This window comes from Streptomyces sp. 1114.5 (assembly GCF_003635085.1).
Classification (GTDB): Bacteria; Actinomycetota; Actinomycetes; order Streptomycetales; family Streptomycetaceae; genus Kitasatospora.
Map to the genome: position 1 here is coordinate 5,124,003 of NZ_RBXE01000001.1, position 23,520 is coordinate 5,147,522.

General features: G+C 74.1%; 23 protein-coding genes and 1 pseudogene. 8 read left to right on the forward strand and 16 right to left on the reverse strand.

The annotated features are described in order from the left end of the window. The first annotated feature begins 85 nt into the window (after window positions 1–85). Window positions 86–913 (forward strand): SAM-dependent methyltransferase, encoded by an 828-nt coding sequence (locus tag BX285_RS22660; protein ID WP_097240518.1) that lies wholly within the window; start codon window positions 86–88, stop codon window positions 911–913. 112 nt (window positions 914–1,025) lie between these two features. Then, entirely contained in the window at window positions 1,026–2,672 is a 1,647-nt protein-coding gene (locus BX285_RS22665; protein ID WP_121176879.1) for a metallophosphoesterase family protein, read from the forward strand. Between the two features lie 37 nt (window positions 2,673–2,709). On the opposite strand, the gene BX285_RS22670 is transcribed toward BX285_RS22665, so the two are convergent. From BX285_RS22670 to BX285_RS22690, 6 genes are all read right to left on the reverse strand, one after another. Beyond that, entirely contained in the window at window positions 2,710–4,197 is a 1,488-nt protein-coding gene (locus BX285_RS22670; protein WP_121176881.1) for a cytochrome P450, read from the reverse strand. Window positions 4,198–4,262: 65 nt separating this feature from the next. Beyond that, entirely contained in the window at window positions 4,263–4,880 is a 618-nt protein-coding gene (locus tag BX285_RS22675; protein ID WP_097239661.1) for an ATP/GTP-binding protein, read from the reverse strand. Further along, window positions 4,861–5,223, reverse strand: coding sequence for a DUF742 domain-containing protein (locus tag BX285_RS22680; protein ID WP_097239662.1), 363 nt, complete (start codon window positions 5,221–5,223; stop codon window positions 4,861–4,863). Before BX285_RS22680 ends, BX285_RS22675 begins: the two co-directional genes overlap by 20 nt. Window positions 5,224–5,289: 66 nt before the next feature. Continuing rightward, window positions 5,290–5,676, reverse strand: a complete 387-nt coding sequence (locus tag BX285_RS22685) for a roadblock/LC7 domain-containing protein (RefSeq protein WP_179853003.1) — start codon at window positions 5,674–5,676, stop codon at window positions 5,290–5,292. 17 nt (window positions 5,677–5,693) lie between these two features. Beyond that, on the reverse strand, window positions 5,694–6,032 hold the full coding sequence (locus BX285_RS38575; protein WP_259470643.1) for a hypothetical protein: 339 nt from the start codon (window positions 6,030–6,032) through the stop codon (window positions 5,694–5,696). Continuing rightward, entirely contained in the window at window positions 6,029–7,354 is a 1,326-nt protein-coding gene (locus BX285_RS22690; RefSeq protein WP_259470644.1) for an ATP-binding protein, read from the reverse strand. Before BX285_RS22690 ends, BX285_RS38575 begins: the two co-directional genes overlap by 4 nt. A gap of 442 nt (window positions 7,355–7,796) precedes the next feature. On the opposite strand from BX285_RS22690, the gene BX285_RS22695 reads away from it, so the two are divergent. Further along, window positions 7,797–8,732 (forward strand): class I SAM-dependent methyltransferase, encoded by a 936-nt coding sequence (locus BX285_RS22695; protein WP_121176884.1) that lies wholly within the window; start codon window positions 7,797–7,799, stop codon window positions 8,730–8,732. Further along, window positions 8,716–9,300, forward strand: coding sequence for a GNAT family N-acetyltransferase (locus tag BX285_RS22700; RefSeq protein WP_121176886.1), 585 nt, complete (start codon window positions 8,716–8,718; stop codon window positions 9,298–9,300). The genes BX285_RS22695 and BX285_RS22700 overlap by 17 nt, the downstream gene beginning before the upstream one ends. A gap of 64 nt (window positions 9,301–9,364) precedes the next feature. On the opposite strand, the gene BX285_RS22705 is transcribed toward BX285_RS22700, so the two are convergent. The 4 genes from BX285_RS22705 to BX285_RS22720 form a co-directional block, all read right to left on the reverse strand. After that, the gene (locus tag BX285_RS22705; protein ID WP_183107143.1) at window positions 9,365–10,390 is read right to left on the reverse strand and encodes an NADP-dependent oxidoreductase; all 1,026 of its coding nucleotides are present in this window, start codon (window positions 10,388–10,390) and stop codon (window positions 9,365–9,367) included. Window positions 10,391–10,515: 125 nt separating this feature from the next. Then, window positions 10,516–11,556 carry an LLM class flavin-dependent oxidoreductase gene (locus BX285_RS22710; protein ID WP_097239668.1) on the reverse strand — a complete coding sequence of 347 codons (1,041 nt, stop codon included), beginning with the start codon at window positions 11,554–11,556 and terminating at the stop codon, window positions 10,516–10,518. Window positions 11,557–11,817: 261 nt separating this feature from the next. After that, window positions 11,818–12,207: an SCO5389 family protein gene (locus tag BX285_RS22715; protein WP_097239669.1), complete on the reverse strand. Its 390-nt coding sequence runs from the start codon at window positions 12,205–12,207 to the stop codon at window positions 11,818–11,820. A 122-nt stretch (window positions 12,208–12,329) separates the two neighbouring features. Further along, window positions 12,330–13,874: an MFS transporter gene (locus BX285_RS22720; protein WP_121176889.1), complete on the reverse strand. Its 1,545-nt coding sequence runs from the start codon at window positions 13,872–13,874 to the stop codon at window positions 12,330–12,332. A gap of 253 nt (window positions 13,875–14,127) precedes the next feature. Here BX285_RS22720 and BX285_RS22725 point away from each other — a divergent pair, with 253 nt between their 5' ends. Further along, window positions 14,128–14,985, forward strand: a complete 858-nt coding sequence (locus tag BX285_RS22725) for an S-methyl-5'-thioadenosine phosphorylase (RefSeq protein ID WP_121176892.1) — start codon at window positions 14,128–14,130, stop codon at window positions 14,983–14,985. Here the strand turns inward: BX285_RS22725 and BX285_RS22730 are convergent. Together BX285_RS22730 and BX285_RS22735 are read right to left on the reverse strand one after the other, a co-directional pair. Then, the gene (locus tag BX285_RS22730) at window positions 14,951–15,433 is read right to left on the reverse strand and encodes a hypothetical protein (RefSeq protein ID WP_121176894.1); all 483 of its coding nucleotides are present in this window, start codon (window positions 15,431–15,433) and stop codon (window positions 14,951–14,953) included. The genes BX285_RS22725 and BX285_RS22730 overlap by 35 nt on opposite strands. Further along, complete coding sequence (locus tag BX285_RS22735) at window positions 15,430–16,545, reverse strand: molybdopterin-dependent oxidoreductase (protein WP_220783968.1); 1,116 nt, start codon at window positions 16,543–16,545, stop codon at window positions 15,430–15,432. The genes BX285_RS22730 and BX285_RS22735 overlap by 4 nt, the downstream gene beginning before the upstream one ends. A gap of 195 nt (window positions 16,546–16,740) precedes the next feature. Between BX285_RS22735 and BX285_RS22740 the strand changes: the two genes are divergently transcribed. After that, window positions 16,741–18,078 (forward strand): glycosyltransferase 87 family protein, encoded by a 1,338-nt coding sequence (locus BX285_RS22740; protein WP_121177841.1) that lies wholly within the window; start codon window positions 16,741–16,743, stop codon window positions 18,076–18,078. A gap of 77 nt (window positions 18,079–18,155) precedes the next feature. Here BX285_RS22740 and BX285_RS22745 read toward each other — a convergent pair whose 3' ends face one another. The 3 genes and pseudogenes from BX285_RS22745 to BX285_RS37935 all read right to left on the reverse strand — a co-directional run. After that, the gene (locus BX285_RS22745; RefSeq protein WP_121176897.1) at window positions 18,156–18,824 is read right to left on the reverse strand and encodes a class I SAM-dependent methyltransferase; all 669 of its coding nucleotides are present in this window, start codon (window positions 18,822–18,824) and stop codon (window positions 18,156–18,158) included. Continuing rightward, on the reverse strand, window positions 18,821–19,348 hold the full coding sequence (locus BX285_RS37930) for a DUF2064 domain-containing protein (protein WP_257033166.1): 528 nt from the start codon (window positions 19,346–19,348) through the stop codon (window positions 18,821–18,823). Before BX285_RS37930 ends, BX285_RS22745 begins: the two co-directional genes overlap by 4 nt. A 99-nt stretch (window positions 19,349–19,447) precedes the next feature. Continuing rightward, window positions 19,448–20,170, reverse strand: a pseudogene (locus BX285_RS37935) (glycosyltransferase family 2 protein); the annotation flags it as partial. A 186-nt stretch (window positions 20,171–20,356) separates the two neighbouring features. Here BX285_RS37935 and BX285_RS22755 point away from each other — a divergent pair. After that, window positions 20,357–21,118, forward strand: coding sequence for a response regulator transcription factor (locus BX285_RS22755; RefSeq protein ID WP_257032970.1), 762 nt, complete (start codon window positions 20,357–20,359; stop codon window positions 21,116–21,118). Beyond that, window positions 21,115–22,251, forward strand: a complete 1,137-nt coding sequence (locus tag BX285_RS22760) for a sensor histidine kinase KdpD (protein ID WP_097239677.1) — start codon at window positions 21,115–21,117, stop codon at window positions 22,249–22,251. Before BX285_RS22755 ends, BX285_RS22760 begins: the two co-directional genes overlap by 4 nt. Before the next feature lie 26 nt (window positions 22,252–22,277). Here BX285_RS22760 and BX285_RS22765 read toward each other — a convergent pair whose 3' ends face one another. Then, entirely contained in the window at window positions 22,278–23,333 is a 1,056-nt protein-coding gene (locus tag BX285_RS22765; RefSeq protein WP_121176902.1) for an NAD-dependent epimerase/dehydratase family protein, read from the reverse strand. Window positions 23,334–23,520 lie beyond the last annotated feature (187 nt).

Here is a 23,520-nt window from a genome sequence, read left to right on the forward strand (position 1 = left end):
AGACCGCCGAACGGGGAGGGGCGAGCGCGTGGACACCAATGCGCCGGACGAGGACGTACCGGAGTTCAATGCCGCGGACAGCTGGCTGACGGACGTCGGATTCGAGGAGCCGCCGCAGGTCGACCTGCGCACCGACCGGGCGCACTCCGCCCGCGTCTACGACTACCTGCTCGGCGGGAAGACGAACTTCCCGGCGGACCGCGAGGTCGGCGACCGCGTCCTGGCCGACCTGCCCGGCGCCCGCGCGGGTGCCACCGCCGCCCGCGCGGTGATGCACCGGATGGTCCGCCGGCTCGCCGAGGTGCACGGCATCCGCCAGTTCCTGGACGTCGGCACCGGAATCCCCACCGCGCCCAATCTGCACGAGATCGTCCAGTCCGTCGACCCCGCGTGCCGCGTGGTGTACGTGGACAACGACCCGATCGTGCTCGCCCACTCGCGCGCACTGCTCTCCAGCACCCCCGAGGGCCGCACCGCCTACGTTCAGGGCGACCTGCGCGAGCCCGAACAGTTCCTGGCCGACCCGGCGGTCGCCGCCACCCTGGACCTGAACGAGCCGGTCGCGCTGACGCTGATCAACATCGTCCACTTCCTCTCCGACGAGGCCGCGCACCCGCCCGTCCGCAAGCTGCTGGACGCCCTGCCCGTCGGCAGCTTCCTGGCGCTGACCGCCGGCACCGCCGACACCTCGCCCGACCGGGCCGCGATCGGCACCCGCCGCTACGCCGAGGCGGGGATCGAGGTGCACGTCCGCTCGCACGCGGGCGTCGAGCGCTTCTTCGCCGGGCTGGAACTGGAGGAGCCGGGCGTGGTCCTGATCAACCGCTGGCACCCGGAGCTCGGGGACGCCGCGACCCCGATCCTGGCCGACGAGGAGGTCTCGGTGTACGGGGGGCTGGCCCGCAAGCTTTAAGGGGTGTCTCGCCGTCTCCTTGCGGCCGGATTCGTCGAAACGATCGTCTTTACGCGTACATGTCATTAAAGTGACTGCCCGTCGAACCCCCCACTCGACAGGCGGAGCTTCCATGACCATTGCACGCAGGTCCATCCTCAAGGGCACCTCGGCGGCCGGAGCCGCCGCCCTGGTGGCAGCAGGCTCGACGGCGGCCGCGCAACCCGCGGCCGCCGGACCGGCCGACGACGCCCCCACCAGCCCGCTGTTACTGACCACCCCGCACCGCGCCGGAACGGCCGGAGTGACCGGCCTGCACCTGCAGTTCGGCACCGACGCCGGCACCGAGATGACCGTCTCCTGGCTCACCCCGCAGTCCGTCCGCCGCCCCCAGGTGCGCTACGGCTCACCGGACGGCGGCCTCGGCCGGGTCGTCCAGGCCGAGACCCGCACCTACCGGGACTCGCTCGACAAGGTCGAGGTGTACGTCCACCACGCCCGCCTCACCGGCCTGCGCCCCGGCACCACCTACCTCTACAGCGCCGGCCACGACGGAGCGACCCCCGAGACGGGCACCTTCACCACCGCGCCGCGCGGCCGGGCCCCGTTCACCTTCACCAGCTTCGGCGACCAGGCCGCCCCCAACCTGCGGCGCCTGGTCAACTTCCCCGACGGCATGCCCTCGCCGCTCGGCAAGTACCCGGTGTACATGAGCAGCCAGGTCGGCACCTCGGCCAGCGCCGACATCGTCGCCGCCGTCGAACGCGTCGGGCCGCTGTTCAACCTCGTCAACGGCGACCTCTGCTACTCCTCCTACGCCGGCCGGCACGGCCAGAGCCGCACCGCGACCTGGGCCGACTGGTTCATCAGCAACAGCCGCTCCACCCGGCTGCGTCCCTGGATGCCCTGCGTCGGCAACCACGAGAACGAGGGCGGCAACGGCCCGATCGGCGCCCTCGGCTACCAGGCCTACTTCTCCCTTCCCGACTCCTCGGCCTCCTCCGACGAGGAGACCCGGGGCATGTGGTACGCCTTCACCGTCGGCTCGGTGCGCTTCATCAGCCTCGCCAACGACGACGTGGCCATCCAGAACTCCGGCGACCGCTACCTGCGCGGCTACTCCGGCGGCGCCCAACAGCGCTGGCTGGAACGCGAGCTGCGCGCTGCCCGGGGCAGCCGGGCGATCGACTGGATCGTGGTCTGCATGCACCACCCGATGATCTCCAGCTCCATGCACGGCGCCGGCAGCGACCTCGGCATCCGCGAGACCTGGGGCGAGCTGTTCGACGCCTACGGGGTCGACCTGGTGGTCTGCGGCCACGAGCACTACTACGAGCGCTCCCACCCCGTCCGCGGCACCCTGCCCAACGACACCCGCACCCCGGTGCCGACCGACACCCGCAAGGACATGGTCGACACCGGGCGGGGCACCGTCCACATGATCATCGGCGCCGGCGGCAACGCCGCCACCACTCAGGACGACCTCTTCCCGCAGCCCAAGGGCCGAGTGGTCGTCGGCCTGGAGGACCCCAAGCCGGGCGCGCCCTACCGGGAGTCGGTCTGGCTCACCGAGGACGCGCCGTGGGCGGCCGTCCAGGACCGCGAACACGCCCACGGCTTCGCCGCCTTCGAGGTCGACCCCGGCGACCGGCGCGGCGGCACCACCACCATGAAGGTCACCTACTACACCTTCGACGGGCCGCACGGCGACCTCACCCCGGGGGACACCTTCACCCTGTACCGGCGCCGCACCGACGGGCGGGACGGGCGCGACGGCTGACGCCGCCGGCGCCCCCGGGGCCCTGGACGCGGACCGCTCAGCGCCGGAAGACGCCGGCCAGCACGGTCCACCAGCGGCGCCGCTGCGCCGGGACGGTCGGGGCCCCGGCCCCCTCCGTCCCGGCGGCGGCCCCGGCCGCCTCGATCCGGGCGGCCAGCGCGGTGTCCGCCGCCCGCTGCGCCTCTGCCGCCAGCTGGGCCGCCCGCTCCGCCTCGGCGACCGACACCGGGTCCGGGTCGATGTCGCGCGGGGTGAACTCCACCGGCAGCGCCGTCAGGTGGCGCGAGATCCAGGACGAGGTCCAGACCAGTTCCTCCTCCTCCACCGCGAGCCGCACGTCCGGCAGCAGGGTGAGCAGGATGTCGATGGCGGCCTCGGCGACGTGCCGCCCGATGTCCTGGCCCGGGCACTCGTGCGGCCCGGCGCCGAAGGACAGGTGGGAGCGGTTGCCGTACAGCGGGGCGGTCGGGTCGGGCCGCACCACTGGGTCGAGGTTGCCGGCCGCGAGCCCGAGCAGCAGCAGGTCCCCGGCCTTGATCTGCTGGCCGCCGAGCTCGGTGTCGGCCGTCGCCCAGCGGCCGGCCACCAGCGACATCGGCGGGGAGTCCCAGAGCACCTGGTCCAGCGCCTCGCCCAGGGTCATCTGGCCGCCGGACAGGTGGGCGCGGAAGCGCGGGTCGGTGAGCACCATCTTCAGCGAGTCGGCGATCAGGTTGACGGTGGTCTCGTTGGCGGCGAGCAGCACCACCCGCAGGTGCTCCATCACCTCGTCGTCGGTCAGCCCGGCCGGGTGCGCCAGCAGGTGGCTGGTCAGGTCGTCGCCGGGGTCCTCGCGCTTGATGGCGATGGTCCGGCGCAGACCGGCCACCACGTACTCGTTGCTGGCGATCGCCGTCTCGGTGCCCTTCATCAGGTCCCGGGCGGCGTCCACCAGTTGGGGCCCGTACTCGTCGGGCATGCCGAGCAGCTTGGTCATCACCAGCATCGGCAGGTGCTCGGCGAACTGGGTGATCAGCTCGGCGCGGCCGGTCGGCCCGACGACCTGGACGAGGTCGGTGGTGAACCGCCGGACGTGGCGGCGGATGCCGCGCCGGTCGAAACGGTTCAGGCCGTCCAGCACGGCTCCGCGCAGCCGGCGGTGCTCCTCGCCGTCCGCGAAGACGCAGATCGGCTGCCAGGCGATCACCGGCATCAGCGGGGAGTCGACCGGGAGTTCGCCGGTGCGGAAGGCCGTCCACAGACGGGAGTCCCGGGAGAACAGCGAGGGGGCGCGCATCGCGGTGATGTTGGCGCCGTGGCCGAGGATCAGCCAGGCCCGGTGGTCGCCGTGCAGCAGGACGGGGGCGACCTCGCCGTACTCGGCGCGCAGCTTCTCGTAGAGGCCCGCCGGGTCCGCGTCGGCGTCCGGACCGTAGAGGCGCCGCAGGCCGCCGGGGCCGATCGGGCCGATCGGTTCGGGGCCTCGGCCGTGGGCCGGGCAGCCGGGCGGCGGGGTGGAGGCGGCGTCGGGGAACGGGGTGGTCACAGGGTCTCCGGTCAAGGGGAGGGGGGACGGTTTCGGGCTGGCGAATGTGGGTGGTCGGCGGGGCGTCAGCCGACCCGCGGGGCGGCGAGTTCGTACAGGTAGTGCATCAGCGTCATCAGGGTGTCCCGGCTGGACTCGCGGCTGCGCGCGTCGCAGGTGACGATCGGCACCTCGGGCGGCAGGTCGAGCGCGCTGCGCAGCTCGACGACCGGGACGGCCGGCGCCTCCGGGAAGCCGTTGACGGCCACCACGAAGGGCACGCCGCGCTCCTCCAGCCGCCCGATCACTTCGAAGCTGACCTCCAGCCGGCGGGTGTCCACCAGCACCACCGCGCCCAGGGCGCCCTCGAACAGGCCGTTCCAGAGGAACCAGAACCGCTCCTGCCCGGGCGTGCCGAAGACGTACAGCACGAGCCGGTCGTTGATGCTGATCCGGCCGAAGTCCATGGCCACGGTGGTGGAGGTCTTCGCCTCGACCCCGGTCGGGTCGTCCACGCCGACCCCGGCCTGGGTCATGGTCTCCTCGGTGGTCAGCGGGCGGATCTCGCTGACCGAGCCGACCAGCGTCGTCTTGCCGACGCCGAACCCGCCCACGATCACCACCTTGACCGCCGTGGTCACGGAGTCCGGCAGCAGGTCCGCGCCGTCCGGGCCGACCACCGTGTCAGAGTCGCTGAAGTCCATGGATCACCGCCTCCAACAGGGCACGGTCGGGGAGTTCCGCCGTGGGCACGGCGGCTTCGCGGGCCTCGATCAGCCCGTCGTCGAGCAGGTCCGCCAGCAGCACGGTGACCACGCTCGTGGGCAGCTCCAGGTAGGCGGAGACCTCCGCCACCGAGAGCGGGGAGCGGCACAGCCGCAGGATCGCCGCGTGCTCGGGCTGCAGGGCGGGGGTCGGCTCGCCGCGGGAGACGATCAGGGTGACCAGGTCGAAGACCCCCGGCCCGGACGGCCCGCTGCGGCCGCGGGTGATCACGTACAGGCGGTCGGGCTCGGGGCCGTCCCAGCCGCCCTGGTCTGCCGTCATGCAAGCGCCTCACTGTGCTCGTTCATGTGCCCGCCCTGCCGTCGAGGCATCGGGCCGGGGGCCGGTTCACGCGACCACCTCGGGGTTGCGCGGCGGCGTCGACAGGTGCTCGCCGATCCGGGCGACCAGGTCGCGCATCTGGTGGCTGACCAGACCGGCGTCCACGCCCTCGTCGGCGAGCACCGCAAGGTAGGCGCGGTCCCCGGCCGTCATCAGGTAGAAGTAGCCGCCGTCCACCTCGATCACCACCAGCCGCATCGCGCCGTTGCCGTGCGGGAACTCGTGCCCGACGGCGGCGGCCAGGCTCTGTAGTCCGGCGCAGGCCGCGGCCAGGCGGTCGGCGGTGTCCGGGTCGGCCCCGTACTGGGCGATCCGCAGGCCGTCGGCGGACAGCACGATGATGTGGCGTACGTACGGGACGCTGTCCGCGAGGTCGTTGAGGATCCAGTCCATGTTGCTGCGGTGCGGAATCACTGCTCGCCCTTCCCTGCGGTCTCTTCACTGGTGGGTCCGGTCGGACCCGTGGCCGGGCCGCTGCCGCCGGCGGACGTCCCGGTGCCCTTGTAGCCGTCCATGAACGCCTCCAGCCACAGGCCCGGCTGCTTCGGCTCCTTGGCCGGGCGGGCCGGTTGCGCCGGTTGCGGCGGGTACGCCGGTTGGTCCGGGTGCGCCGTCGAGCCCGCCACCGGTCCCGCGGCCGGCCCGGCGGGCTGCGCGGTGCCGCGTGCCGGTGTGCCGAAGGAACGGCCCATCGGCACGTGGCGGCGGCGCTGCGGCAGGCCGTTGGCCGTCCGCTCGGTGACGATCACCTCGTCGTCCCCGCCCGCGGCGACGGAGGACCCCCACGGGTTGGTCGAGCCGTACGACGGCCCGACCCCGGCCGAGGTCGTCCGGGCGCCCCACGGCCGTGCCGCGTGCCGGGCCGAGTTCGCCGGGAGCGGGCGCGGGCCGGAGAAGGCGCCGATGCCGTGCGCCCGGCCGGTCGGGGGAGCGGTGGTGAGCAGTTCCTGCGGTACGACCAGCACCGCGCGCACCCCGCCGTACGCGGAGCGGCGCAGCGAGACCTGGAAGCCGTACGCCTGGCAGAGCCGGCCGACGATGGCGAAGCCCAGCCGGGGGACTCGGTCAGGTCGTCGAAGTCCTTGGAGACCATGGCCTCGCGCATCGCGCGCTCGGCGCGGGCGGTGGCCTCGTCGGTGAGGCCGAGGCCGCCGTCCTCGATCTCGATCGCGACCCCGCTCTGCACCTCGGAGGCGCTCAGGTGCACGTGGGTGTGCGGCGGGGAGTAGCGGGTGGCGTTGTCGAGCAGTTCGGCGACGGCGTGGATCAGCGGTTCGACGGCCGGGCCGGTGACCGAGATCTGGGTCACCGGGTGCAGGTCGACCCGCTGGTACTCCAGGATCCGGGACATGCCGCCGCGCAGCACGCTGTAGAGCGCGATCGGCCGGTTCCACTGGCGGCCGGGGCGGGCGCCGGACAGGACGGCGATACTGTCGGCCAGGCGGCCGGTCAGCGCGTTGCCGTGGTCCAGGCGCAGCAGGTCGTCGAAGACCGCCGGGTCGTTGCCGTGCCGGTCCTCCATCTCCCGCAGGTCCTTGGCCTGCCGGTGGATGATGGCCTGGACCCGGCGGGAGATGTTGACGAAGGCGCGCTCGGCGGAGTCGCGCCGGCTGACCTCGTCGTCGACGGCGGTGGCGATGCCGCGGGTGACGGCCACCAGGGACTTGCGGAACCGCGGGGAGACGGGCGCGTCCTCCTGCCGGATCGGCTGCAGCAGGATGTCCATCGAGTACCCGTACCGGGCACCGGCGACCACCCTGCGCAGCTCGACCTTGGCCAGCCGGTCGAGTTCGTCCTCCTGTCCGGCCAGCCGGCGCTCCAGGTCCTCCACCTTCCGGGTGTGGTGCTCGCGCAGCTCGCCCAGCGCACGCCCCCGGCGCGCCGACTCGGCGGCCACCACCGCCACCAGCACGGTGCCCGTCGCCCCGCACCACAGCACCCCGGCCCGGGCCCCGGCGGACACCACCGCCGCGGCGACCGCCACCGCCGCCGCCATCACGGCGGTCGGCAGCAGCCAGCCGAGCAGGGGCGTGGGGCGCCGTCTGGCGCGTGACGATCCAGCTCGAAGCATTCAGCAATCCTCAAACGATCGGAACAGTAGGGGGACGGACGGCGACCGGCTCCGGAGGCGTGGTGCTGCAGCATAGCCAAGTTCAGGACATTCCTGACCGAGACTCAAAAATACTGTCGCTCAACCGACTTGTGGCGACCTGCCGGACATGACCGACATCTCGCACACCAGTCCCGCTCGCGGCGGTCCGCCGTCCGGCACCAGGCTTCTCGCCCCGCCGCCCCCGCACCGCCAACCCGGCCAGGATTCGCTCATGCGAAGGGTTTCCGCCCCAAGTCCCCGCGTTCCGCCGGGAGTTCGTGCTAGGGCGGGTGTGCTCGGTCAAGGGGTGGCTCGATGATCACCCGTGCGGGGGATGGGGTGAGGTGGTGGGCAACATTTGTTGCCTGCAGAAGCAACGACAGTTGACGGGGCGCTGCGACTGCCCCTACAGTGCGGGGCCATGGAGACGAACGATCTTGGTCGGCGGGTGGCGGCGGAGGTGGCCGGTGCCGGCGGCATCGCGGGGCTTCGTCGGCTGTCGGAGGTGGTCGCGGCGCTGGAGGAGCGGCGGACGGAGCTGGTCGAGGAGCTGCGGCGCGGGCAGGAGGCCACCTGGGAGGAGATCGGGCAGGCCTGCGGGATGACCCGGCAGGGGGCGACCCGGCGGTGGGCGGAGCGGCTGCGGGCGCGGTCCTTCGGGGTCGCCGCCGCCTCCTACCAGCACGGGCGGCCGGGCTACCCCCAGGCGCTGATCGGCTCGGCGGTTCCCAGGCAGGCCCGCAAGGTGCTCGATCTGGGCGCCGGGACGGGCAAGTTGACCCGGCCGCTGGTCGACGCGGGCCTGGAGGTGGTGGCGGTCGAGCCCGACGCGGGCATGCGCGCCCAGCTGGCCGCGGCGGTGCCCAAGGCGGCCGTACGGGCCGGCTCGGCGGAGCACATCCCGCTGCCGGACGGGAGCGTGGACGCGGTCGTGGTGGCACAGGCCTGGCACTGGTTCGACCCGGCGCTCGCCGTCCCCGAGATCGCCCGGGTCCTCGCTCCCGGCGGAACCCTCGCCCTGGTGTGGAACGTCCGGGACGAATCCGAGCCCTGGGCCGCCGAACTGGGCGCACTGATGCACCGGTCGACCCGGCAGCGGATCGACACCGAGCCCGTGCTCCCGGCCCCCTTCGGCCCGCCCGAGCGGCTGGAGATCCGCTGGGAGCACGAGACCACCCGGGCCGGGATCATCGACATGGTCGCCTCCCGCAGCTACGTCATCGCCCTGCCGGAAGCCGAACGCGCCCGCCTGCTGGCCGACGTCGAGCAGCTGCTCGCCACCCACCCGGACCTCGCGGGCCGGGACGCCATCGCCCTGCCGTACCTGACGAGGTGCACCCGTGTCCGCCTCGGCTGAGCACATCACCGCCCGGGCGACCGTCACCATCCGCCCGCTGGGCCGTGCGGACGCCGAACCGTACCGGGCCTTCCGACTGGAGGCGCTGCGCGAGACGCCCACCGCCTTCACCTCCGGTCATGCCGAGGAGCGCGCCAAGCCGTTGGCGGCGACGCTCGCCCGCCTGGCCGAGGCCGAGCAGGGGCCGGGCGCCCTGCTCGGGGCCTTCGACGACACCGGCGCCCTGGTCGGCACCGCCGGGCTGAAGGTGTCCCGGCGCGGCCAGGAGCGGCACAAGGGCACGCTGTACGGCATGGCGGTGGCCCGCGCCGCCGGCGGGCGGGGGATCGGCCGCGCGCTGGTGCGGGAGGTGCTGCGGACGGCCGCCGAGGACGGGCGGCTGCGGCAGGTGCTGCTGACCGTCTCGGAGGGCAACGAGGCGGCGCTGCGGCTCTACACCGCCTGCGGCTTCGAGGTCTGGGGCCGGGAGCCGAGGGCCGTCCTGGTGGACGGACTGGCCGTCGCGAAGCTGCACATGGTGCGGCTGCTCGACGCGGAGCCCCAGCCGGCGCCGGCCGATCGACCCTGACACGTGTCGTGCCGCACCGGTGCGCGGGCACCCTGCCCCGCGCACCGGGCCCGGAGGGCGTCGGTCAGCCCAGGCGGAGCACCAGCTTGCCGGTGTTCTCGCCGCGGAACAGCATCTGCAGGGTCTCCGGGAAGTCGTCCACCGTGCCCTCCACGACCTGCTCCTTGACCTTGATCCGGCCGTCGCCGATCCAGCCCGCGATCTCGGCGGCGGCCTCCGCGTAGCGGCGGGCGTAGTCGAAGACCACGAAGCCCTCCATCCGGGCTCGCCGCACCAGCAGGGACAGGTAGTTGGACGGGCCCTGGACGGCGCTCTCGTTGTTGTACTGGCTGATCGCGCCGCAGATCACCACCCGGGCGTGCATGGCGAGCCGGGTCAGTGCGGCGTCCAGGATCGGGCCGCCGACGTTGTCGAAGTAGACGTCGATGCCGTCCGGGGCGTGGGTGCGCAGCGCCTTGCGGACGTCCTCGGCGCGGTAGTCGATGGCGGCGTCGAAGCCCAGGTCCTCGGTGAGCAGCGCGCACTTCTCGGGGCCGCCGGCGATGCCGACCACCCGGCAGCCCTTCACCTTGGCGATCTGGCCGACGATGCTGCCGACCGCTCCGGCGGCGCCGGAGACGACCACGGTCTCGCCCTCCTTGAGCGCCCCGACGTCGAGCAGTCCGAAGTAGGCCGTCATGCCGGGCATCCCGAGGGCGCCGAGGTAGGTGGACAGCGGCGCGAGCGCGGGGTCGACCACGAGTGCGCCCTTGCCGTCCGACACCGCGTACTCCTGCACGCCGAAGGCCCCGACGACGTGGTCGCCGACGCGGAACTTCGGGTGGTTCGAGGCGATGACCTCCACCACCGAGCCGGCCCGCATCACCTCGCCCAGCCCCACCGGCGGCAGGTAGGACGGCCGGTCGTCCAGCCATCCGCGCATCGCCGGGTCCAGGGAGACGTACCGCGTCCGCCCCAGGAACTCCCCGTCCCCGGGCACCCCGACCGGCTCGCTGGTGTGCGTCCAGTCCTCCGCCCGCACCTCCCCGACCGGCCGGCGGGCGAGGCGGATCTGGCGGTTGGCTCCGGTGTCTGCGGTGTCTGCGGTCATGACGTCTCCTGGGGGCGCGTTCGGCTCGGTTCGGGAACCCGACGCGCCCGATTCTAAGCAAGCGCTTATTCATCTGACCAGGGGATGCTCCGGAGCCGGTCGCAGGTGCCCGGTGGGCCGACCGGTCAGCCCACGCCGGGCGTCGGGGCGGGGCGCCAGCCGAGGGCCGGGCCAAGGCGGGTCGCGAGGTCGGTGAGGATCTGCACGTAGTCCCGGTGCTCGAAACTGAACGGCAGGGCGAAGGCGACCTCGTCGACCTCCCGGTAGCCGGCGTGGGCGTGCAGCCGCTCGACCAGCTCCTCGGTCGTGCCGACCAGGTCGGGAGCGAACAGCAGTCGGGCCGGGCCCTGCGGGGAGCGGGTGCGCGGGGTACGGGCGAGGGCGTACGCCTCGTACTTGGCGCGCTGCTCGGGGGTGGCGGTGTCGGTGGGGATGACCACCAGGCCCTGGGAGACCCGGGCGCGCTCGCCGTCGGGGTGGCGCTCGCGGAAGGCGTGGATGAGGCCGGCCTGGATCGCGGCGAAGTCGAGCGGGCCGTCCTGCTCCGCCTTGACCACGCTGCTGGTGAGCAGGTTGAGGCCCTGCTCCCCGGCCCAGCGGGCGGAGCGCAGGCTGCCGGCTCCGTACCAGAGCCGGGAGGCCAGGCCGGGGGAGTGCGGCTGGACCCGGCGGGAGTACACCTCGATGCCCTCGGTACCGGCGAAGTCGGAGGCGTCCTCGCCGCGGACGAGGGCCAGCAGCCGTTCGGCGCGGCGGGGGCTGAAGTCCTCGTGGTCGGCGGTGTCCGGGTACAGCGCGCCGCGCACGTTCTCGTAGTGGACGGGCGGGCCGACGCTGAAACCGGGGTTGAGCCGGCCGCCGGACAGGACGTCCACGGTGGCCAGGTCCTCGGCGAGCCGCAGCGGGTTCTCCCAGCCGAGCGGGGTGACGGCGGTGCCGAGCTCGATGCGGCTGGTGCGCTGGGTGGCGGCGGCGAGCACGGCGACGGGGGAGGAGATCCCGAACTGGAGGTGGCGGTGGCGCAGCCAGGCGCTGTCGAAGCCGAGCTGTTCGCCGAGGGTGATGAGGTCGAGGGTGGATTCGTGGCCCGGGCGCGGGTCCGTCTCGTCGAAGAGCCCGATGGTCAGGAAGCCGAGCTTCCGCAGCGGGCGGGGTTCCGTCGACATGGTGGGCGGCTCCGCGGGGTGTGAGGCGGGTGTGAGGCAGGGGCGAGGCGGGGAGCGGGCCGGCCCCGGAGGGCCGGGCGGCGTGCTGCCTCCCGACCGTAGGCGGCGCCCGCCCGCCCGGACAAGATCGGCGGGCGATCCGGACACCGGCCCGCAACGGCGCGCAACACGGCGCCACGTACGGAGGGGTCCGCGCCGGGGTGCGTACCCTCGCGCGGACCCTTCCGTACGGCCTCGGTCAAGGCCGTCGTACGGTCCTCGTCAGCAGCTGCGCAGCTCCGGGCTCTGGTTGCGGATCTGGTTGTGCAGCGAGGTGAACTCGCGGTACGCCTCGCTGTCCTCGGCGCCGGGGCGGAAGGCGGCGACGCGGTGGCAGTTGACGAAGGCGAGCTTCACGCCGAAGTGGTCCTCCAGGCTGCCCCGGATGGCGTTGCTGGCCAGCGCGCGCAGCAGCTGGGCGCGCTCGTCGTCGCTGGGCGTGGTGTTGTCGGTGGTGAACTCCTCGTCGCCGGCCGCGAGTTCGGTGCTGAGGCCGGCGACGACCTGGTAGGCGTAGGGGAGCGAGGTGCGGACGGTGTCGAGGAAGTCGGCCTGGTCGACGCGGCCCTCCCGGGCCTGGGCGAGGAGGGCGGGGGAGACGTCGAGCGACATGGGGGTCCTCTTTCGGGGGTGCGTGGGCTTCGGTGGGCGGCCGTCGGCGCAGCCGCCATTGCATGGTTATCGAAGATGAAAACCATTGCTGATAGGACTCTTCCGTCCACCCCGACGCCCTGTCAAGTGCCGTCCCCCGAAGGGCTGACGCCGGTCGGCACCGGTGGCCGGCGGACCTTGATGACGAGCGCGGCGATCACCACCGCGAGGCCCGCGAAGACCAGGCCCAGCTGGAAGGCACTGGCGATGCCGTGCACCAGCACCTGCGAGGAGTACGGCGCCGGCAGCTTGCCGGTCGCCTTGAACTGCAGCGCCTGCTGCGGGGTCGCCTGCCGCAGGAACGCCCCGACCTGCTGGCGGGCCTCGTTGCGGCTGGCCGTGCCGAACACCGTGACCAGGATCGACAGGCCGAGCGAACCGCCGACCTGCTGAGTGGTGTTGAGCATGCCGGTGGCGGCGCCGGTCTCGTGCGGGGCGACGTGGGAGACGGTGGTGAGCATCACCGGGACGAAGATCGAGCCCATGCCGAAGCCGAACAGCAGGGTCGGCCCGAGGATCCCGCCGACGTAGGTGGTGTGCAGGTCGATCCTGGTCGCCCAGGTGACGCCGGCCAGCACCAGGACCGAGCCGGTGACCAGGAACGGCTTGGGCCCGAACCGCAGTTGGTTGCGGGCGGCGAACTGGGCGGCGGCGATGATGGCCACGCTGATCGGCAGGAAGGCGAAGCCGGCTCGCAACGGGCTGAAGCCGAGGATCTCCTGCACGAACAGGGTGATGAAGAAGAAGATGCTGAACATCGCCGCGGCCACGCAGAGCATCAGCCCGTACGCGCCGGAGCGGTTGCGGTCGCGGAACAGGTGCAGCGGGGTGATCGGCTGCGGCACGCGGCGCTCGTTGACCAGGAAGGCCGCCAGCAGCACGACGGCGAGGGTGAACGCGGTCAGCGTCACGGCGTCCGTCCAGCCGTGGTCGGAGGCCCGGATGAAGCCGTACACCAGGGAGACCATGCCCGCCGTGGCGGTGAAGGCGCCGGTGAGGTCGAAGCGCCCGGGGTGCTGCTCGGACTCGTTGATGTAGAGCGGCGCCAGCAGGGCGATCGCGATGGCGATCGGCACGTTGACGAAGAACACCCAGCGCCAGGAGAGCCAGGACGTCAGCATGCCGCCGAGCAGCAGCCCGATGGCGCCGCCCGCACCGGCCACCGCCGAGAAGACGCCGAAGGCCCGGTTGCGCTCGGGGCCCTCCTTGAAGTTGGTGGCGATCAGCGCGAGCGCCGTCGGCGAGGCGATGGCGCCGCCCACGCCCTGCAGGGCCCGCGCGGCCAGCAGCCAGGCGGAGGACTGGGCGACCCCGCCCAGCAGCGAGGCGAAGCCGAACAGCAGGACACCGACGACGAACACCCGCCGCCGGCCGAGGATGTCGCCCGCCCGGCCGCCGAGCAGCAGCAGTCCGCCGAAGGTCAGGGTGTAGGCGTTGATGACCCAGGACAGGTCGGTGGTGTTGAACTTCAGCGCCTGCTGGATGTGCGGCAGGGCGATGTTCACGATCGTGATGTCCAGGACGACCATCAGCTGGGTGGCCGCGATGACGGTGAGGGCTACCCCTGGGTGCTGGCCCCGACGAGCGGTCGCGGGCGGAGCCGGGGCCAGGGCGCGTGAGGTTGCCATGGCAGATCCCCCAATGGCGTGGGGTCGAACGACAGTGGGTGAACGGAGTTCGTTCGCTACCACCGACCGTAGCCCCGGGAAGATAGGGAACACAACCGTTCATTACCGACAACTGTCTGTTTTCGGACAGTGGCAGCCCGGCGTGGCGGGGCGGGAGGACGTTCGCGATTCGTAAGGCCCGCTGTCCCGGTTCCGGCGCGGTCCGTTCCTACAGTTGCCGGGACGTTGTTCCCGAGAAGAAGGGTGGACCGGGATGACGGTCGACCAGGACCTCCTGCCGAGCGCCGAGGTGGGTGTGATCGGCGGCTCCGGGCTCTACGAGCTGCTGGACGAGGTGACCGAGGTGCAGGTGGACACGCCGTACGGGGAGCCCAGCGACGTGGTGTTCGTGGGGGAGGCGGCCGGGCGCCGGGTCGCGTTCATGCCCCGGCACGGACGCGGCCACCGGATTCCCCCGCACCGGATCAACTACCGCGCGAACCTGTGGGCGCTGCACTCCCTGGGCGTGCGGCAGGTGGTGGCGCCCTGCGCGGTGGGCGGGCTGCGCCCGGAGTACGGGCCGGGCACGCTGCTCGTGCCCGACCAGTTCGTCGACCGGACCTCGGGGCGCCCGCAGACCTTCTACGACGGGCTGCCGCTGCCGGACGGCACGGTGCCGGAGGTGGTGCACGTGTCGATGGCCGATCCGTACTGCCCGGCAGGGCGGCACGCGGTGACCGAGGCCGCCCGGGACGCGGCCTGGGAGCCGGTGGACGGGGGCACGCTGGTGGTGATCGAGGGCCCGCGCTTCTCCACCCGCGCGGAGTCCCGCTGGTTCACCGCCAACGGCTGGTCGGTGGTCGGCATGACGGGCCATCCGGAAGCCGTCCTCGCCCGTGAACTCGGGCTCTGCTACACCTCGGTGGCCCTGGTGACCGATCTGGACGCCGGCGTGGAGAGCGGTGCGGGCGTCACCCACGGCGAGGTGCTGAAGGAGTTCGCCCGCAACGTCGACCGGCTGCGCACCGTGCTGTTCAAGGCGGTGGAACGGCTGCCGCTGCTGCGTGAGTGCCCCTGCCCGCACGCCCTGGACGGGCTCACGACCGGCCTGCCCGGGGTGCCCGGCGCCTGACCGCCCGGTTCCGGTGCTTGACCGCCCGGACCCGGCGCTTGACCGCCCGGTGCCGGTCCCGGTGCCGCCACCGTCCGACGAACGCGACCAGCAGCGCGACGCCGGCGGTGGCGGCCAGCACCAGCAGCCAGTTGCGCAGGTACGGCAGCGGCAGCACCGACGGGTTGCCGTGGTCGTCGTCGGCGCGCAGGACGGCCGGAAGGCCGACGGCGGTGACGGCCGCCGCGACGACCAGCCAGCCGCGCAGCACGGCGCCGCGGGCCAGGAACGCGCCCAGCAGGCACACCAGCGGCACCCACAGCCCGTCGTGGACCACCAGCCCGCCGATCGCCCAGACCAGGACGCCCGTCGGGTCGGTGATGTACGGGTCACCGAGCAGCCCGTACAGGCCGTAGCCGATCACGGCGAGGCCCGCGGCCAGCAGCAGCGCGCGGATGCCGGCGGTCATCCGAGCACCTCGATGCGCGCGACCCACTTGGTCTGCAGGACACCGGGCCGGTTCGGCGCGATGACGCGTGCGGGGAAACCGTGGTCCGCGGCCAGGACCTCGCCGTTGACGCGCAGGGCGAGCAGACTGGCCGGATCGTCGACGTACTGCGCGGGCATCTCCATCACCCGGTACGGCCCCTCCGCCTCCAACGAGGTGACCCGCACCGCCGAACCGGGCGGAGCTCCGGCCCGTCGCACCAACTCGGCCACCCGGACCCCGGTCCACCGGGCGGTGGCGCTCCAGCCCTCCACGCAGGAGATCGGCAACGCGACCGAGTGCTGCGGGAGTTCGTCGAGATCGGCGAGGGTGAGCTGGTACGGCTGCGGCCCGTCCACCCGCAGCCGCCAGTCGGCGGGCACCGTCACCGTGCCGGCCTGGGCGGCGGTGCGGTTCACCGGCAGTCCCTGGGGGCCGAGGTCGGGGCGGCGCGGTGCCAACAGGTCCAGGGCACGCAGCCAGGGCACGCTCTGTCCGGCGGTGACGAGGGTGACCGCACCGGCAGCGGCGGTGGTCGCGGTCAGGAACGCGCGGCGCTGCGCCAGTGCGGGAACGGCCCGGCGCCACCAGTGCGCGGCGATGAGCGGGGCCTTGACGGACAGGTGGACCAGCAGTGCGCCGGTCGCCAGCCAGCCCAGCCAGAAGTGGGTCTGGCGGAACGGGAACGGCCACGGGTACCACTGCAGGGTGTTCAGCAGGCCGGTGAACAGCTCCAGGAGGACGGCCGCCACGAGGAGGGCGATGCCGAGGCGCTCCAGGGCGTGCAGCACGCTGCGCGCCGGCGGCCACTCGAACAGCCGGGGGTAGACCGCCCAGAGCTTCGCGCCGGCGAGCGGGATCGCGGCCAGACCGCTGATCACGTGCAGGCCCTGGGTGACCCGGTAGCCGTTCACCGGCCGTGCGGGCAGGTGCGGCGCGAGCCACCCGGGCGGGTCCTGGAGCAGATGGCTGGTCAGGCCGGTCAGGAAGCAGATCAGCAGGGCCGCGCCCAGCCAGCGGCCGACGACGACCACGGTGCGCGGTTCGTGCAGCGGTGAGGTGAAGGTCCCCGCGCGGAACGGCCCCCGGCGCAGGAACGCCGGGGGAGCGGGCAGCGGCGGGTCGTGACGGCGACGGGGGGCCGGAGTGCCGGAGTCGGCGGGTTCGGTTTCCACGCGTCCATAGAAGCGCCCCGGCGCCTCCCGCCGGTGGTCCGACGTGCTTACGGATTCCGAACGCCGGCCTCGCCACCCGCGGCGAAGGCGCGGTCCGGTGGGAGGGTGGGCGACGTGATCTCCCGCACCGTCCTGCCCTGCCTCCTCGCCCTCGCGGCCCTGGTCGCCGCCCTGGCGCTGACCGTTGCCCGGTGCGGCGCCCTCGCACTCACCGGCTGGTACCTCCTCGACGTCGGCCTGTTCGCCGTCGCGGTGCTGCTGCTGCGCAGGGTGCCCGGCCGCCAGGTCGTGCCGCTGGTCCTGGCCGGCGGCGTCGCAGTGGCCGCCGTCGGGCTGCTGGCGCCGCCGCGCAGCAGCGACGACGCCTACCGCTACGTCTGGGACGGCCGGGTCCAGGCGGCCGGGATCTCGCCGTACACCCACACGCCGGACGATCCGGCGCTGACCCGGTTGCGCGATCCGGGGCTTTTCCCGGTGGGGGACGGGTGCGCGGGCTGGGACGAGCGTCGCACGGTCGACGGGGACTGCACCCGGATCAACCGGCCGGCCGTGCACACCATCTACCCGCCGGTGGCGCAGGCGTGGTTCGTCGCGGTGCACCCGGTCGGCGGAGGGGTGCGCGGGGTGCAGGCCGGCGGGGCGGTGCTGGCGGTGGCCACCACCGGGCTCCTGCTCACAGTGGGGCGGGAGAAGTGGCGGGCCGCGCTGTGGGGGTGGTTCCCCGGGGTGACGGTGTGGGCGGTCAACGACGCCCACGTGGACACCCTCGGAGCCCTGCTCACGGTCGCCGGGCTCGGCTGCGCGGCGCGCGGGCGCGTGCTCCGCGGGGGCCTCCTGCTCGGCGGTGCGGTCGCGGCGAAGCTCCTGCCGGCCCTCGCCCTGCCCGGTGCGCTGTCGGGCCTGGCCGCCCGGCGTCCGACCCGCAACGACCTCCTGCTCGTCGTCTCCGTGCTCGGCACCTTCGCCCTGGCCTACCTCCCGTACGTGGTGGCCTCCGGCACCTCCGTCCTGGGCTACCTGCCGGGCTACCTGCGGGAGGAGGGCTACGAACAGGGCCACATCGACCGGTTCGGACTGCTGCGACTGCTGCTGCCCGACCCCCTGCTGGTGTGGGCGGCGGCCGCGGTCCTCGCCGTGGTGGTCGTTCGGGTCCTGCGCAGGGGCGACCCGCAGCGGCCGTGGTCCGGGGCACTCCTGGTGACGGGCACCGCGCTGCTGCTCCTCGCGCCCTCCTACCCGTGGTACGGGCTCCTGGTGGTCGCCCTGGTCGCACTCGACGGCCGCTGGGAGTGGCTGGCCGTACCGTGCGCCGGGCAGGCGCTCTACCTGACGGGAGGCCAGACGGCACAGCAGCTGTCCTACGGAGCTGCGCTGTGCGTCGTCCTCCTGGTCCCGCTGCTGCGGCACCGCCGTACGGCACGGACGGCGGTTGCGGTGGGCGCCGGGAAGTGACGGAATCCTGACGAACCGGCGCCGAGGACCCAACGGGTCGGACACGCCCCCGGGCCGCTCCTCAGCGGGGACGGGCCTCAGCGGGGACGGGCCGCCTTCCGGAAGGCGAGGAAGTGGCGGCCGTGGGAGGACCAGCGCTCGGTCTCCACGAGGCCGGCCCGGTCGGCGCGCCGGGCGGTGGCCGCCGCGCCGCAGCGGGCCCAGGCGAAGGGCGGCCCGACCCGCCCGCCGGGCCCCTCGACCCGGACGGTGATCCGTTCGTCGATCCCTCCCGGCTCGACCTCGACCAGCAACACGCCACCCGGCGCGAGCACTTCGGCGCTCCGTGCGAGCAGCAGCCCCGGGTCGCCGCCGATGCCGAGGTTTCCGTCGGCGAGCAGCGCGCCGCCCCAGCGCCCTTCCGCGGGCAGCCGGTCGAACACCGAGCGGTGCAACGCGGGCCCGCCGAGCCTCCTGGTGCGGGCCACCGCCGCGCCGGTGACGTCGACGCCCAGGGCCGGCACGCCCAGGGCGAGCAGGGCCGCGACGAGGCGGCCGGGGCCGCAGCCGAGGTCCACCACCGGCGCGGCCAGCCGGGTGCAGCGCAGCAGCAGCCCGTGGTCGGCCCCCGCGGCGGGTGCGCACCAGCGTTCGACGTCCAGTGGGATCCGGCGGCCGTCCTCGCCCCGCAGCCACAGCGGGCCGCGCCCGGCGCGGACGGCTTCGGCGAACGGGTCGTCCACCCACGCCTCGGTCGTGACGGTCACTGCGACACCTCCCGGGCGCTGTCGATCGACCGGAGGCAGGTGGCGAACCTGCTGTCCGGAGCCTCGGCGGCGACATGACGCGCGTCCCGGATGGTGTCCACGTCGGTGACCACCGGGAGGTGCCTGACCGTCAGGTCCTCCGCCGCCAGCCGGTCGAGCAGGGCCCGTCCGGTCTCCGGTGTGGACATCGGTACGCCCAGGAGCAGCCGTGCGGCCAGTCGTTCGGTCGGCCTGGCCAGCCCGAGCGCCCAGAACCCGCCGTCGCCGGCCGGGCCGTACCAGGCGTCGACGCCCGTGCGCCGCGCGGGGGAGAGGGCCTCGGCGAGGAGGGCGGCGTCCAGCTGCGGGGTGTCCATGCCGACCAGCAGGGCGGGCGCCTGCGGAGCGGTCCGGGCGGCGTGCGCGAAGGCGGCGGCGAGCCGGGCGTCCAGCCCGCCGTCCGACTGCGGCACGACCTGCCAGCCGGGCGGCAGCCAGTCGCCGACGGCACCGTCCAGGACGAGCAGCCGCCGTCCGGCCGGCATCCGGGTCAGGGCGGCGAGCGTGTCGGTGAGGGCGGCCTCGGCCAGTGCCGCCGCCTGCTCGGGCGTGCAGGGCGGGGTGAGGCGGGTCTTGACCCGGCCCGGGACGGGCGACTTGGCGATCACCAGCAGGGTCGGCGGCGGTGCGGCCAGGACGGCCCGCATGTCGCGGACGGCCTGCCGGGTGCCGCGCACGGTGCCGGTGACCTTGGAGCGGCCCGTGCGCGGCAGGTAGTCGACGGGCGTCTCGGCGATCCGCATCCCGGCCGCCGCTGCGGCCAGCACCGTTTCGAGCGGGTAGCCGGACCGGCGGTCGCCCACACCCAGCGCCAGCAGCCGGTCGCGGTGGGCGGCCCGCATCGGGCCGAGGTCGTGCAGTGGCGCCCCCGTCCTCGCGCGCAGCCGGTGGGCCAGGGCCGCGTTGGCCAGGCGGGCGTGCAACGGCCACGCCCCGGCGGTCGCGGGGCGGCGCCGGCCGAGCACCAGGTCCGCCGAGCCGGCGAGGACCGGCGTGGCGACCCGCGGCAGCTGGGCGGGGTCCAGCGAGCCGTCGCAGTCCATGAAGCAGACCAGCTCGGCGGTCGCGGCGAGGAGACCGGCGTGGCACGCGGCGCCGAAGCCGCGCTGCGGCTCCTCGACGACCGTCGCGCCCAACGAGCGCGCCAGCTCGGCCGAGCCGTCGCGGGAACCGTTGTCGACGACGATCGCCCGCCAGCCGGCGGGCACCCGCCCCAGCACCCAGGGCAGGGCCTCGGCCTCGTCGAGGCACGGCAGGATCACGTCGGCGAAGGGAAAGGGGGGAGTGGGAGAGATCACGTCAGCCACGCTAAGCGCGGGCGGGCCCGCGCGGCCGGACCGCGCCCTTACGAAACTCCTACGTCGGCCGTTCGGCCGGTCGGTGGGCGGCAGTCGGCTCGGTCGCGTTCCGCCGGGGCCGGCCGACCTTACGGAACACGAACGTCGACCCCGGCGCGGCTCCCGGCCGTGGCCGCGGCTCGTATCCTCGGCGAGGTGAACGACAGCCCCGCTTCCGCCGGACCACCGGACCCCGCCCGCATCCTGGTGGTCGACGACGACCCCACCGTGAGCGAGGTCGTCGCCGGCTACCTCACCCGGGCCGGGCACCGGGTCGACCGGGCCGGTGACGGCGCCCAGGGCCTCGCCCTGGCCCGCGCCCACCGCCCCGACCTCCTGGTGCTCGACCTCATGCTCCCCGGGATCGACGGTCTGGAGGTCCTGCGCAGGCTGCGGGCCTCCGAGGACGGCGCCGACCTCCCGGTGGTCCTGCTCACCGCCAAGGGCGACGAGGCGGACCGCATCCTCGGCCTGGAACTGGGCGCGGACGACTACGTCACCAAGCCCTTCAGCCCGCGGGAGCTCGTCCTGCGCGTCCAGTCCGTCCTGCGCCGCTCCCGCGCCGCAGCGCACACGGCGTCGTCCCCGTCCCCCGGACCGCTGGCATCCGGGGACATCACGCTGGACCCGCAGGCCCGCCGGGCCCACCGGGCGGGGAGCGAACTGCTCCTCACCCTCCGGGAGTTCGACCTGCTCGCGTTCTTCCTCCGGCATCCCCGGACGGTCTTCCCCCGCCAGGAACTGATGCAGCGGGTCTGGGGCTGGGACTTCGGCGACCTGTCCACCGTCACCGTCCACGTGCGCCGGCTGCGCGAGAAGATCGAGGACGACCCCGCCGCCCCGTCGCTGATCACCACGGTTTGGGGCGTCGGCTACCGCTACGACCCCGTGACGGACGAGAAGGACGGCCCCGCGTGAAGGACCTGCTGCTGATCGCCCTGTTCGCCGGGCTCGGGGCCGCCGGGGCCGGCCTGCTCGGCTGGGTCGCCGTACGGCTGCTGCGCCGGCGCTCGATGGCGCTCTCGCTCTTCTGCGTCGCCGTCGTCACCGTCCTCGCCGTCACCTCCGGGACCTTCGCCGTCGCCCAGGCGATGTTCCTGTCCGGACACGACCTCGGCGTGGTGATCACCGTCCTCGGCATGGCGTCCGTGGTCTCGCTGCTCACGGCCGCCCTGCTCGGACGCCAGGTCGTGGCCGGCAGCCGCGCCCTGACCGCCGCCGCCCGCACCGTCGGGAGCGACTCCGGGTTCACCGCACCGGAGCATCCGCTCGGGCTCGAACTGGCCCAGCTCAGCGAGGAACTCGCCGCCACCAGCGCCCGGCTCGCCGAGTCGCGCGGCCGGGCGCGGGCGCTGGACGCGTCACGGCGCGAGCTGATCGCCTGGATCTCCCACGACCTGCGCACCCCGCTCGCCGGGCTGCGCGCCATGGCCGAGGCCCTGGAGGACGGAGTGGCCGACGAGCCGGAGCACTACCTCGGACGGATCCGGGCCGAGGTGGAGCGGCTCACCGGGATGGTCGACGACCTCTTCGAGCTCTCCCGCATCCAGGCGGGAGCCCTGTCCCTCTCACTGTCCCGGGTGTCCGTCTACGACCTGGTCGACGACGCGCTGGCCGGCGCCCACCCGCTGGCCCGCCAACGCGGCGTCCGCCTGGAGGGCCGTCAGGTCGCCGCGGAGCCGGTCGAGGTGGACAGCCGCGAGATCACCCGGGTGCTCGGCAACCTCCTCGTCAACGCGATCCGGTCGACGCCCGAGGACGGCGTCGTCGCGGTCTCGGCCCGTCGGGAGGTGGACGAGATCGTCCTCTCGGTCACCGACGGCTGCGGGGGGATCCCCGAACAGGACCTCTCCCGCGTGTTCGAGACCGGCTGGCGCGGCACCGCCGCCCGGACGCCGCGGCGCGATCCCGGCGAGGGCGGGGACAGCGGAGCCGGGCTCGGGCTGGCCATCGTCCGCGGCATCGTCGAGGCCCACGCGGGCCGCGCCGAGGTGCGCAACGTCGCCGGAGGCTGCTGCTTCGAGATCGCGCTCCCGGCGGCGCGCGGCTAGGGCCTGTCCGGCTCCGGGACCCCTGGTCAGGCCCGTAGCGGCGCGGCGGCGAACTCGGTCATCCCGGCACGGAACGGCACCCGCGCCCGCCAGCCCAGCTCCTCGCGCAGCCGGGAGGAGTCGGCGGTGATGTGCCGGACGTCCCCGAGCCGGTACTGCCCCGTCACCACCGGGGCCGGCCCGCCGTAGGCGTCGGCCAGGGCCCGGGCCATCTCGCCGACCGTGCGCACCTCCCCGCTGCCGACGTTGTACGCCCGGGCACGGCCCGGTGTCCTGCGGCGGACGTCCTCCAGGGCGGCCAGGTTCGCCGCCGCGACGTCGTCGACGTGGACGAAGTCCCGGCGCTGGCCGCCGTCCTCGAACACCCGGGGGGCCTCGCCGCGGGCGAGCGCCGAACGGAACAGGGCGGCCACCCCGGCGTACGGGGTGTCGCGCGGCATGCCCGGGCCGTAGACGTTGTGGTAGCGCAGCGCCAGGACGGACCCGCCGCACGCGCGGGCCCAGGCGGCGGCCAGGTGCTCCTGGGCGAGCTTGGTCGCGGCGTACACGTTCCGGGGATCGCCGGGCGCGTCCTCCGCCACCAGGCCCGGCCGGAGCGGAGCCCCGCACACCGGGCAGGGCGGTTCGAACCGGCCGGCGTCGAGGTCGGCCGGGCGCCGTGGACCGGGCGCCACGCCCCCGTGCTCCGGACATGCGTACCGTCCCTCGCCGTAGACCACCATCGATCCGGCCAGGACCAGGTTCCGCACCCCCGCACGGGTCATCGCGGACAGGAGCACCGCCGTGCCGAGGTCGTTGCAGCCGACGTACGCGGGCGCGTCGTCGAGGTCGAGACCGAGTCCGACCATCGCCGCCTGGTGGCAGACCGCGCCCACCCCGGCCAGGGCGTGTTCCACCGTCTGCGCGTCCCGGACGTCACCGTGCCGGAACTCGACACCGACCGGCAGGTCAGGGGCCGCTCCCGACGGGTGGACCGCGGGCAGCAGGGCGTCCAGTACCCGGACCTCGTGTCCCGCCGCGACCAGAGCGCGCACGACGGCCGAACCGATGAACCCGGCGCCGCCGGTGACCAGAATCCTCATGGCCGGGACGCTACCGGCGAAGCCGTCCCGTGGACCGTCGCGACGAAAGGGTGTCAGCAATCCGTAAGGCGAACCCGGGCCCGGCGCAGCGCCCGCCCCATGTGGCCGGTTTGTGGCTGGCCCGCACCGCCGGGGTGGGGTTGGCTCGCGTACTGGCCGGCCTCGCAGGAGTGGCCGGGCAAGCTGC

What these genes read in the sequence shown, in the direction of transcription:
- BX285_RS22730 (WP_121176894.1), bottom strand. Translation starts at nt 15,433, where the DNA reads ATGACCGCCGGCATCCGCGCGCTGCTGCTGGCCGCGGGCCTCGCCGTG.
- BX285_RS22765 (WP_121176902.1), bottom strand. Translation starts at nt 23,333, where the DNA reads ATGAGGATTCTGGTCACCGGCGGCGCCGGGTTCATCGGTTCGGCCGTC.
- BX285_RS22710 (WP_097239668.1), bottom strand. Translation starts at nt 11,556, where the DNA reads ATGTCGACGGAACCCCGCCCGCTGCGGAAGCTCGGCTTCCTGACCATC.
- BX285_RS22685 (WP_179853003.1), bottom strand. Translation starts at nt 5,676, where the DNA reads ATGGACTGGATCCTCAACGACCTCGCGGACAGCGTCCCGTACGTACGC.
- BX285_RS22715 (WP_097239669.1), bottom strand. Translation starts at nt 12,207, where the DNA reads ATGTCGCTCGACGTCTCCCCCGCCCTCCTCGCCCAGGCCCGGGAGGGC.
- BX285_RS22680 (WP_097239662.1), bottom strand. Translation starts at nt 5,223, where the DNA reads ATGACGGCAGACCAGGGCGGCTGGGACGGCCCCGAGCCCGACCGCCTG.
- BX285_RS22675 (WP_097239661.1), bottom strand. Translation starts at nt 4,880, where the DNA reads ATGGACTTCAGCGACTCTGACACGGTGGTCGGCCCGGACGGCGCGGAC.
- BX285_RS22695 (WP_121176884.1), top strand. Translation starts at nt 7,797, where the DNA reads ATGGAGACGAACGATCTTGGTCGGCGGGTGGCGGCGGAGGTGGCCGGT.
- BX285_RS22705 (WP_183107143.1), bottom strand. Translation starts at nt 10,390, where the DNA reads ATGACCGCAGACACCGCAGACACCGGAGCCAACCGCCAGATCCGCCTC.
- BX285_RS37930 (WP_257033166.1), bottom strand. Translation starts at nt 19,348, where the DNA reads ATGCCGGCCGGACGGCGGCTGCTCGTCCTGGACGGTGCCGTCGGCGAC.
- BX285_RS22720 (WP_121176889.1), bottom strand. Translation starts at nt 13,874, where the DNA reads ATGGCAACCTCACGCGCCCTGGCCCCGGCTCCGCCCGCGACCGCTCGT.
- BX285_RS22665 (WP_121176879.1), top strand. Translation starts at nt 1,026, where the DNA reads ATGACCATTGCACGCAGGTCCATCCTCAAGGGCACCTCGGCGGCCGGA.
- BX285_RS22690 (WP_259470644.1), bottom strand. Translation starts at nt 7,354, where the DNA reads ATGCTTCGAGCTGGATCGTCACGCGCCAGACGGCGCCCCACGCCCCTG.
- BX285_RS22725 (WP_121176892.1), top strand. Translation starts at nt 14,128, where the DNA reads ATGACGGTCGACCAGGACCTCCTGCCGAGCGCCGAGGTGGGTGTGATC.